This window comes from Nocardia sp. NPDC057440, from assembly GCF_042802915.1.
Lineage (GTDB): Bacteria > Actinomycetota > Actinomycetes > Mycobacteriales > Mycobacteriaceae > Nocardia.
Map to the genome: position 1 here is coordinate 161274 of NZ_JBHVDF010000012.1, position 12176 is coordinate 173449.

Below are 12176 nucleotides of genomic sequence, written 5' to 3' on the forward strand. Positions count from 1 at the left end.
GTGCACGGTACGGAGTTGGGTGAGTTCGGTGCACGGCCGGATGAGACCGCCCATGCCGGGGCGGTGCCACCCGCGCCGACACCGTTTCCGCTCGCGCCCGCGCAGCTGGGGGTGTGGTACGCACAGCTGATCGATCCCGATGTGCCGATCAATATCGCGCAGTACGTGGATGTGCACGGCGAACTGGACATTGAGATCCTGCAAGAGGAATCGATCGAGGCGGCCTACGAATGCCAATCGATTCTGGTGCGGCTCGGCGAATCCGACGGCGTGCCCTATCAGTGCGTCGACACGGAACTGTCCAAAGACATCAAAGTGATCGATCTGCGCACACACGCCGATCCGATTGCCGCCGCGCATGAATGGATGCGGACGGATATGAGCGCACCGGTCGACCTGATCGCCGATCGCCTCGCCGAGTGCGCCGTATTGCGGGTCGCCGACCAGCGGTACTTCTGGTACCTGCGGGCCCACCATCTCGTCTTCGACGGATACGGCGCGCTGACCAGTACCAACCGTGTCGCCGAGCGCTACACCGCGCGGGTGCTCGGGACCGAGCTCGCCGCGGCGACGCCGGGCACGCTGGCCGCGCTGGTCGACGGCGAGCTCGCCTACCGCGACAGCACGCGATACGCCACCGACCGCGCGCACTGGGCGCAGCGGGTCGCCGGACTCGACAGCGCGACCAGCCTCGACGGCCGCACCGCGCCGCGGGCCGCGATGAATCTGATTGCGGGCCGTGCGTTGCCGGAGCGTCTAGTCGAACAGCTGAATGTCCTGGCCTCGACACAGGATTCGACATTCGCGGTGGTCTTGCTCGCGGCCTTCGCCTGCTACCTCGGACGGCTCACCGATCGGCACGAAGTGGTGCTCAGCCTGCCGGTGACCGCGCGCACGACGGCGGTGATGCGGCGTTCGGCGGGGATGCTGTCGAATATCGTGCCGCTGCGGCTGCCGGTCGGCGGCGCACGTTCCGGCGCCCCGGTCACCTGGGGTGAGCTGCTGCGGGCGACCAGGGTCGAGGTGGCGGGCGCACTGCGTCATCAGCGATACCGGCACGAGGACATCCGCCGTGACGCCGAACACGATGGGCAACCCGCGCGCCGTGCGCTGTTCGGTCCGCTGGCCAACATCATGCTGTTCGGCAACGACCTGACCCTCGGCGACACTGTGGCCAGATATCACGTGCTCTCGACCGGGCCGGTGGAAGACCTCAGCTTCAACGTCTACTACGGCGAGCGCGACAGCGTGCACGTGGACTTCGAGGCGAATCCGAATCTGTATCGCGCTGACGAAATCGCCCGCCATCACGCGCGTTTCCTGCAATATCTGGAGCGGCTGCTGTCCACCGATCTCGACGCACCGGTGGACGCGGTGCGGGTCGCGACCGAGTTGGAGCTCGAGGTCAGCACCAGGATCTGGAATGCGACCGCCTACGACGTCGGCGCGGTACTGCCCGGTCGATCGGCAGGCCGGGCTCCGGTCGCGACGCTTGTCTCCCTGTTCGAGGCGCAGGCCGCCCGCACGCCGGATGCGGTGGCAGTGCGATACGCCGACGAGTCCGGGCAGGCCATGACCTACCGCGAGGTGGCGGCCCGCAGCAACCGGCTGGCGCGGCAGTTGATCGGGCTCGGGGTCGGGCCCGAAACCGCGGTCGCGCTGAACATTCGGCGCTCACCCGAGCTGCTCGTCGCGATCTACGCGGTGCTCGCGGCCGGTGCGGCCTACGTTCCGCTCGACCCCGACCATCCCGTGGAGCGCACCGCGCACATCCTGGCCACCACCCGACCGGCCTGCGTGCTGACCACCGAACGCGATGGCGCGCCCGCTGTTTCCGGTCTTCCTGTCGTGTACGTCGACCGGTCTGATCCCGGCTGTTCGGATGGGCCGATCTGGGATCGGGAACGCACCGCGGCATTGCGCCCCGGTCATCCGGCGTACGTGATCTTCACGTCGGGTTCGACCGGGCTGCCCAAGGGCGTGGCGGTCACCCATGAGGCGATCGTCAACCGGTTGGTGTGGATGCAGTCGATGTACCGGCTCGGCGTCGAGGACGTAGTGTTGCAGAAGACTCCCGCCACTTTCGATGTGTCGGTGTGGGAGTTCTTCTGGCCGCTGCAGGTCGGTGCGACGCTGGTGCTCGCGCAGCACGACGGGCACCGCGATCCGGCTTACCTGCGCGCTGTCATCGCCGAATACGGCGTGACGGCAGCACACTTCGTGCCATCGATGCTGGAAGCGTTTCTGGCGCATCACGAATTCACCACGCGAACCACGCTGCGGATGGTGTTCGCCTCCGGCGAGGCGCTGCCCGCCGCACTGGCCCAGCGGCTGCGCGTGCTCACCGGCGCGCGGCTGCACAACCTGTACGGCCCGACCGAGGCCGCCGTCGACGTGACTTTCCACGAAGTGACCGACGCCGATACCCTCTCGGTGCCGATCGGCGGGCCGGTGTTCAACACCCGGCTCTATGTACTCGATTCGCGGCTACGGCCGGTACCGGTCGGGGCGCCGGGTGAGCTGTATCTGTCGGGGGTACAGCTCGCCCGGGGTTACCTCGACCGGCCGGGACTCTCGGCGGGCAGGTTCGTCGCCGATCCATTCGGCGGGCCGGGCGGCCCCTCCGCGCCGGGTGATCGGATGTACCGCACCGGTGATCTGGTGCGCTGGACCACCTCCGGTGAGCTCGAATATCTCGGCCGCACCGACTTTCAGGTCAAGCTGCGCGGGTTGCGCATCGAGCTCGGCGAAATCGAATCGGTGCTCGGCACGGTCGATTCGGTGGTGCGTGCCGTGGTCATGGTGCGTGACGATGCCGGGGTCGGCGAGCAGTTGGTCGCCTATGCCGTGGAGTCCGAACCGGGATCGGTGCTGCCGCGGCAGTTGCGTGCGGCGGCGATCAGGACGCTGCCCGGATACATGGTGCCCGCGGCCTTCGTGGTGCTGGACGCGCTGCCGGTCAATGCCTCCGGCAAGCTGGATCGTGCGGCATTGCCCGCGCCGGAGCGGACCGCCACGGAGTACGTCGCCGCGGTGACAGCCGTGGAGCAGACCATCGCGCGGGTGTTCGGCGAGGTGCTCGGCCACGAGCGCGTCGGTCGCAATGACGACTTCTTCGCACTCGGCGGAAACAGCTTGGTGGCCACACAGGTGGCGGCTCGGCTCGCCGCCGATTTGGGCTGCCGGCTCGGAGTTCGCGAATTGTTCACCGCCACCACGGTGTCCGAACTCGCCGAACTGATCGAGCAGGCGGGAGGAACCGGCGGCGTGCCCGCGGTCGCGCTGCTGCGGGCGCGGCAGCGGCCGCCGCTGGTTCCGCTTTCTCCCGCACAGCAGCGGATCTGGTTCCTGAACCGGTTCGACAGTTCCGGCGCGGGGTACAACATGCCGTTCGTGGTGCGACTACGTGGCGAGGTCGATGTCACCGCACTGCGGTCTGCGCTCGCTGACGTCCTCGCCAGGCACGAGGTGCTGCGCACCATTTTCCCCGCGGTGCTCGCCGCGGCGGAGGCGGCCGAAGGTGTCGCGGCGCAGCAGGTTGTCCTTCCGATGGCCGAGACGGTCGGCATTGCCGAACCGATCGGCGCACGCGAGCTCGATGCGGAACTGCTCCGCTTCGCTGCTCGCGGTTTCGATCTGGAACACGAGATCCCTTTCCGTGCCCGCGTTTTTACAGTGGACGACGGCAGTCACGCGGTTGTTCTGGTACTGCATCACATCGCCGCCGACGGCCTTTCGCTGCGGGTGCTGGCGCGCGATGTGATGACCGCCTACGCCGCGCGCCGCGTCGGTGCCGAACCGGGCTGGTCGCCGCTGACCGTGCAGTACGCGGACTACAGCCTCTGGCAGCGTGAGCGGGATCTGCCTGCCGGGCACCTGGAATTCTGGACCGCGACCCTTGCCGGGGCGCCCGACCAGCTCGAGCTACCGACCGACCGGCCGCGGCCGCCGGTGTCCTCCGGTGCGGGCGCGGTGTTCGGTTTCGTGCTGCCGTGGGACCTCTATGCCGATATCGCCGATCTGGCTCGCGCCGAGGGTGTCTCGACCTTCATGGTTGTGCACGGTGCGCTCGCCGTATCGCTGTCGCGGTTGTCGGGCACTGCCGACATCGTGATCGGCACCCCGATCGCCGGTCGCGGCGAGCGCGCACTCGACGATCTCATCGGGATGTTCGTGAACACCCTGGTGTTGCGCACCGAGGTCGACGCCGCGGCCTCGTTCTCCACCCTGCTCGCGCGGGTGCGCGAGGTCGACCTCGCCGCCTTCGGTCGTGCCGAGCTGCCATTCGAGCAGCTAGTCGAGGCCATCAATCCGACACGCTCGCAGGCGCGCCATCCGCTGTTCCAAGTCATGCTCGCCTTCGACAACACACAGGAAATCACCCTCGAACTGCCCGACATGTCGGTTGCCACCAGTACTCTGGACACTGGAGTGACCAAGTTCGATCTCCAGCTCACGGTCACCGAAAGCTTCGTCGGTGCCGGACTCGAGGAAGGTTCGGCACCGACGGGGGTCCGTGCGGAATTCACGTACGCGACCGATCTGTTCGACGAAGCCACCATCGCGGACTATGCGCGGTGGCTGGTGCGGCTGCTGCGGGCTATCACCGCCGATGCCGATCTACCGGTAGGCGACCTGCCGTTACTCGACGCCGCAGGCCAGCGGCGGGCGATCGAGCGGGGTCGGGCTCCGGGCGCTACCCCTGCTACCGGCACCGTGCTCGCCGCGTTCGAGGACCAGGTACGCCAAAACCCCGATGCGGTGGCGTTGCTGGACGGCGATCGCACGTTCACCTACGCCGAATTGTCGTCCCGGGTCAATCGTCTCGCGCGGGTGCTGATCGATACAGGCGTCGAACCCGAGTCGTTGGTGGTGCTCGGGATGCGCCGCTCGGCAGAACTGGTGGTGGGCGCATACGCGGTGCTGACCGCGGGCGGCGCGTATGTGCCCGTCGACCCCGGTCAGCCTGCCGCCCGGATCGCGCACGTCATGGCCTCGGCGCAGCCTGCGTGTCTCTTGACCACCTCCGCTGACGGCTGGCATGCCGAATCCGATGTCCCGGTCATCGCGATCGATGCGCTCGATGGCGCGGGGTACTCGGACGCGCCGGTCGGCGACGCGGAGCGCGCGCGGCCGTTGCGCGCGCTGAACACCGCCTACGTCATCTTCACCTCCGGCTCCACCGGGCGGCCGAAAGGCGTTGCTGTCCAGCATGCCTCGATGGTCAATCAGGTCGAGTGGATCGCCGACGAATACGGCATCGGCCGCGACGACGTCGTGCTGTTCAAGACGCCCGCGACATTCGATGTGTCGGTGTGGGAGCTGTTCGCGCCGTTGGCCAGGGGCGCTCGGGTGGTGGTGGCCGAGCATGACGGGCACCGCGACAGCGGCTATCTCGCAGCCCTCATCGCGGCGCACTCGGTGACCATGATGTCGTTCGTGCCGTCGATGCTGACGGTGTTCGCCGATGCCGCTCCCGGTGCGGGGATCGAGTCGTTGCGCACCGTCTTCGTCGCGGGTGAGGCGATGACCGGCGAAGCCGCGGCGGACTTCGCCGAGACGAGCTCGGCCCACCTGCACAATCTTTACGGGCCGACGGAATTCACGGTGCACGCCACCCACGCGCCGGTCGACCCGTCGAGCGCCGGTCCGCTGCCGATCGGGCGTCCGGTGCGCGCGAGTCAGGTGCTCGTGCTCGATGCGCGGTTGCGTCCGGTGCCGGAAACGGTGGTCGGCGAGCTGTATCTGTCCGGTGTCCAGATCGCACGCGGGTACCACGGGCGGGCAGAGCTGAGTGCCGAACGGTTCGTCGCCAATCCCTATGGTCCGCGGGGATCGCGGATGTACCGGACCGGCGATCTGGTGCGGCGCACGCGTGCCGGCGCACTGGAATACCTGGGGCGCAGCGACTTCCAGGTGAAGCTGCGCGGACAACGGATCGAGCTGGGCGAGATCGAGGCGGCGCTGGTCGCCGCGCCGGACGTGCGGGCGGCCGCGGTGCGGGTATTCGCCCATCCCGCCGGGGACATGCTCGTCGCCTATATTGTCGCCGCCATACCCGAGCCGGAGCTCGCCGCGGCGCTCGAGCCGCGACTGCGGGCGGTGCTGCCCTCGTACATGGTGCCCGCCGCGTACGTCGGGCTTGCGGCGATGCCGCTGACCAGTTCGGGCAAGCTGGATCGCAAGGCGCTGCCGGACCCGGTGCAGGCCGCCAAGGTATTTCGCGCGCCGGCCACCGCCGCCGAGCGGGCGGTGGCCGAGGTATTCGGCAAGGTGCTCGGCCTCGACCGGGTAGGTCTCGACGACGATTTCTTCGCGCTGGGCGGAAATTCGCTCGTGGCTACGCAGATCGCGGCGCGCATCGGGGCCACCGTCGGCACGGATATTCCGGTGCGACTGCTGTTCGAACATCCGACGGTCGGCGCGTTCGCCGCGAATCTGCCCGCTGCGAGCGGAGCCGCGAACCGTCGCCCGCTCGTCGCCCGGCCGCGTCCGGACCTGGTGCCGTTGTCGTTCGCGCAGCAGCGGATGTGGTTTCTCAACCAATTCGACGCGGCCTCGGTCGCGAACAATCTGACCGCGGCCGTCCGGCTCACCGGTGTCCTCGATCGTGCCGCGCTGTCTGCCGCGATCGGTGATGTGCTCACCAGACACGAGACGCTGCGCACCAGCTACCCGGCGGTGGACGGCATTGCGTGCCAGCATGTGCTGCCGATCGACGAGTCACCGGCGCGATTGATCGCCGAGCCGGTCGAGGACGTGGACCTCCAGGATCGGATCCGTGCCATCGCGGCATTGCCTTTCGCCGTGGACAAGGCCGCGCCCGTGCGGCTGACCTTGCTGGAGACGGGTGCGCGAAACGACACCGCGGGCGGCACAGCGCATGTACTCGTCGTCTCGATACACCACATCGCCGCGGACGGCTGGTCCATCGCGCCGCTCACCCGCGACATCATGCTCGCCTACGCCGCACGGAGTGCGGGCTCCGCGCCGGCCTGGCCGCCACTGCCGGTGCAGTACGCCGACTTCACGCTCTGGCAGCGGGAAACACTCGGCGCGGAAACCGATCCCGGCTCGCTGATCGCCGCGCAGATCCGCTACTGGTCCACCGAACTCGCGGGCCTGCCCGACACCTCGACCTTGCCCGCGGACCGGCCGCGTCCCGCGGTCGCCTCGGGCCGCGGGGACCGCCACGTGTTCGCCATCGACGCCGCGACGCACCGCCGACTGCGCGAGCTCGCCGACGGGTCGCACGCATCGCTGTTCATGGTCGTGCACGCCGCCTTCGCCACTCTGCTCGCCGAACTCGCCGGGCAGCAGGATGTCTCGATCGGCACGCCGATCGCCGGTCGTGGCCAGCAGGCGCTCGACGAGCTGGTCGGCATGTTCGTCAACACCCTGGTGCTGCGCACCGTCGTGCGTCCGGAGCTGTCATTCGCCGACCTGATCGCCGCCGTGCGCGACAGCGATCTGCGCGCCTTCGCCAACGCCGATGTCCCCTTCGAGCGGCTGGTGGAGGTGCTGAATCCGGAGCGATCCACGGCACGGCATCCGCTGTTCCAGGTCATGCTCGATTTCCAGAACACCGCGCAGACCACGTTGGCACTGGGCGGTCTCGAGGTGTCCGCGCTCGACATCGAATCGCGGACCGCCAAATTCGATCTGCAGTTGACCCTCACCGAGTCCACCGACAGCACCGGCGCACCGGCGGGCATCGCGGCGGTCCTCGAGTACGCCACCGATCTGTTCGACGCGAATACCGTCGCCGCGTTCGCTGCCCGGCTGCGCCGAGTGTTCGACGCCGTCGGCGCCGACCCACAGCTTCGGGTCGGTGACATCGAGCTGCTGTCCGGTCCCGAGCGCGTCCAGGTGCTGGACACCTGGAACGCGACCGCACGCGATATGGACGCCACCGCGACGCTGGTGTCGCTGTTCGAGGCGCAGGTGGCACGCACCCCGGACGCGATCGCCGTCTCGTCCGACGACGCCTCGCTGTCGTATGCGGAGTTCGCGGGCCGAGTGAATCGGCTGGCCCGCCTGCTGGTTTCCATCGGTGTCCGCCCCGGCACGACCGTTGCCTTGGGCATGGCCCGTTCGGTGGACCTCGTCGTCGCGATGTATGCGGTGCTCACGGCGGGTGGTGCGTACGTCCCGGTGGATCCGGACCATCCGGCCGAGCGGATCGAGCACGTGCTGCGTACCGCGCGTCCGGTATGCGTGCTGAGTCGCTCGGGCGACGGACTGGATCTCGCCGCCGGCGCGGACCGGCCGCGACCGTGGGCGGTGCTCGATGTCGACCTCTTCGACGACACCGACTACTCCGATGCGCCGCTGACCGATGCCGATCGGCTCGGTGCGCTCACATCGCACAACGACGCGTATGTGATCTTCACGTCGGGTTCGACCGGGCGGCCCAAGGGGGTCGCGGTTTCGCACGCCGCGATCGCGAACCGGCTGGTGTGGATGCAGGACGCGTACGGGCTGGACCACGCGGACGTCGTTTTGCAGAAGACGCCCGCCACCTTCGACGTGTCGGTGTGGGAATTCTTCTGGCCCTTGCAGGTCGGCGCACGGCTGGTGGTCGCCGAGCCGGACGGTCACCGGGATCCGCGCTATCTCGCGCAGGTCATCCAGCACGAGCGCGTGACCGTCGCGCATTTCGTGCCCTCGATGCTGATCGCCTTCGTCGCCGCCGCGGCAGCGGCGCGGTGTGACTCGTTGCGCATGGTGTTCTGCTCGGGTGAGGCACTGCCGCCGAGGCCCGCGCATCGACTGCGCGAACTGACCGGCGCCCGGCTGCACAACCTCTACGGTCCGACCGAGGCGGCCGTCGACGTCACCGCCCACGAGGTGACCGACGCCGACGTCGACACCGTGCCGATCGGCGCGCCGGTGGCCAACACCCGGGTGTACGTGCTGGATGGCCGATTGCGTCCGGTGCCGCCCGGTGTGCCGGGCGAGCTGTATCTGGCCGGAGCGCAGTTGGCGCGCGGCTACGTGGCGCGGCCCGAACTGACGAGCGATCGATTCGTGGCCAATCCGTTCGACCCGTCCGGGGCGCGGATGTACCGGACCGGTGATCTGGTGGCCTGGACCGGTGCCGGCGTACTCCGCTACCTCGGCCGCACCGACTTCCAGGTGAAGGTGCGCGGTGTGCGGATCGAGCCGGGGGAGATCGAATCCGTCCTCATCGGTATGGATTCGATCGCGCAGGCCGTCGTCGTGGTGCACGCGGGCACGCAGTTGGTCGGGTACCTCGTCGCCGAGCCCGGTGCCACGATCGGCCTCGACGCTGTGCGGTCCGCGCTGAGCGGGCGGCTACCGGGCTACCTGGTGCCCTCGGCCTTCGTGGTGCTCGACGAGTTCCCGCTCAACGCCTCCGGAAAGCTGGATCGAAAGGCATTGCCCGCACCGGTGTTCGAGGCCGCGGCCTTTCGCGCACCCGAGACTCCGGTGCAAGAGATCGTCGCGCGCGTCTTCGGCGAGGTACTCGGCGTCGAGCGGGTCGGGCTCGATGACGACTTCTTCGTGCTCGGCGGAAACTCGCTGAACGCCACCCGGGTCGTCGCCCGGCTCGGCGCGGCGTTGGATGCCGAGCTTCCGGTGCGGATGCTGTTCGAGGCGTCGTCGGTCGCGGCGCTGGCCGCGCTGGCCGGAGCGCACGAAGGGGAGGGCGGCCGCACCGAGTTGGCGGCGCGCCCGCGTCCGCGGCGGGTTCCGCTGTCGCCTGCCCAACAACGGATGTGGTTCCTCAACAGATTCCTGTCGAACGCCGAGACCGGTCCCGGCGCCGCCGTCGACAACATTCCGGTCGCGCTTGGTCTCACCGGTGAGCTGGATGTCGCCGCGCTGACCACCGCGCTGGCGGATGTGGTCGATCGCCACGAAACCTTGCGCACGGTCTATCCGGATGGACCCGACGGCGCCGAACAAGTGGTCCTTGCGAGGGGAACGGCTGTCCGCGTGCTGCGGTCGGACCCGATCACCGAATCCGAACTCGCGCAACAGCTCGCCGCCTTCGCCGCGACGACCTTCGACGTGACGAGCGACATGCCGTTGCGTGCCGCGCTGTTCACGATCGACGAGCCGACCTCCGTCGACTATGTCCTCGCCCTGGTGCTGCACCACATCTGCGCCGACGGGTTCTCGCTCGGGCCGCTGGCGGGCGATCTGATGACCGCCTACGCCGCACGGAGTGCGGGCACCGCCCCCGCGTGGGCGGCGCTGCCCGTCCAGTACGCCGACTACACACTGTGGCAGGCCGAAAACCTCGGTGCCGCCGAGGATCCCGCGTCACGGACCCGGCGCCAGCTCGAGTACTGGCGTCAGACCCTCACGGGCCTGCCCGAGCAGCTCGAACTGCCCACCGACCGCCCGCGCCCCGTCGTGTCGTCCTATCGCGGCGACACCCACCGGCTGCGCATCGATTCCGACCTGCACAGCGAACTGAGCGAGCTGGCGCGCAAACGGGACGCCACCTTGTTCGCCACCATGCACGCGGCGCTCGCGGTCCTGCTCGCCCGGTTGTCGAGCGCCGAGGACATCGCGATCGGCACCCCGGTCGCCGGTCGCGGCGCGGCCGCGCTGGACGGCCTCGTCGGCATGTTCGTCAACACGCTGGTGCTGCGCACCCGCATCGACACCAGGGCGCGCTTCGAGACGGTGCTCGACATGGTGCGCGCTCAGGACATCGAGGCACTCTCGCACGCGGACATTCCCTTCGAACGGCTGGTGGAGCTGGTCGCCCCCACACGGGCGCAGAACCGCCATCCGCTGTTCCAGGTAGCCATGACCTTCCAGAACTTCGCGCTGCCGCGGCTGGACGTGGACGGTCTGCTGGTGCGTCCGGTCGAGTTCGACGCGATCGCCGCCAAGTTCGATCTGCAGTTCACGGTGCTCGAGTCGAACGACGCGGGCGGTCGCGCGGACGGCATGGATGTCGAAATCACCTATGCCACTGATCTTTTCGATGCTACGACAATCGAGGTGCTGGCCCGCCGCTATACGCAGGTGCTTGCCGCGATCGCCGCGGACGCGACGGTGGTTGTCGGTGACATCCAACTGCTCAGCGCCGAGGAGCAGCATCGGGCGCTCTACGAGTGGGCGGGCACGCGGGGGCAGCGGACTGCCGTGACCGGCACTCTGGCCGATCGGTTCGCCATGGCCGCGGCGATCGACCCGGCCGCTGTCGCGGTACGGGCAGGCGATCGGTCGCTGACCTATGCCGAACTCGACGATCGGTCCAACCGGCTCGCCCGGCGGCTCATCGCCGCGGGCGTCGGGCCGGAAGCGCTGGTCGCGGTGGCGCTCCCGCGTTCGGTGGACCTGATCGTCGCGCTGCTGGCAGTGGTGAAGGCGGGTGGTGGCTACCTGCCGATCGACCCCAACTATCCGGCGGACCGGATCGAGTACGTCCTCGACGATGCCCGGCCGATCTGCGCGATCACCAGCGCGGCAACCGGATTGGCGCGCGGCTGGTTCGGTGGTCCGGTCATCGAGATCGAGGCCGCCGACCTGGAATCCTTCGACGGTGCGCCGGTGACCGACGGCGATCGCCGCCGACCGTTGGACCCGGCGCATACCGCGTACGTCATCTATACCTCCGGCTCCACCGGTCGGCCCAAGGGCGTCGTCATCCCGCACCGCAATGTGCTGCGGCTGCTGGACAACACGACGGGCCGGTTCGAGTTCGGGCCGTCGGATGTCTGGACGATGTTCCACTCCTATGCCTTCGATTTCTCGGTATGGGAGCTGTGGGGCGCGCTGCTCTACGGCGGCAGGCTGGTTGTCGTCGATTACTACACCTCGCGCTCGCCGGACCAGTTCCTGGAACTGCTCGCCGCGGAAGGTGTCACGGTCCTCAACCAGACGCCCTCGGCCTTCTATCAGTTGATCGCGGCCGACAACGCCGACCAGTCGCGGCACGAGTTGTCCTTGCGTTACGTGGTTTTCGGGGGCGAGGCACTGGAACCGCAACGCTTGAACGCGTGGTTCGAGCGGCGTCCGAACGGGCCGCGGCTGGTGAATATGTACGGCATCACCGAGACAACGGTGCATGTCTCCCATCGCTCGATCGAGGCGGGCACCGGATCGGCTAGCGTGATCGGCAGCGCGATCCCCGGCTTGGCCGTGCGGGTGCTCGATGCTCGGCTGCGCCCGGTGCCGGTCGGGGTGCC

Annotated in this window: 1 protein-coding gene (only partly in view); it reads left to right on the forward strand. The window is 68.8% G+C overall.

Annotated features, from left to right (window positions below; translation table 11 throughout):
• Positions 1 to 12176, forward strand: the 5' portion of a protein-coding gene (locus ACFU4Z_RS24530) for a non-ribosomal peptide synthase/polyketide synthase (RefSeq protein WP_379066826.1). It continues 5692 nt past the right edge of the window; 12176 of the gene's 17868 nt are visible here — the first part of the coding sequence; the start codon lies at positions 1 to 3; the stop codon falls past the right edge of the window.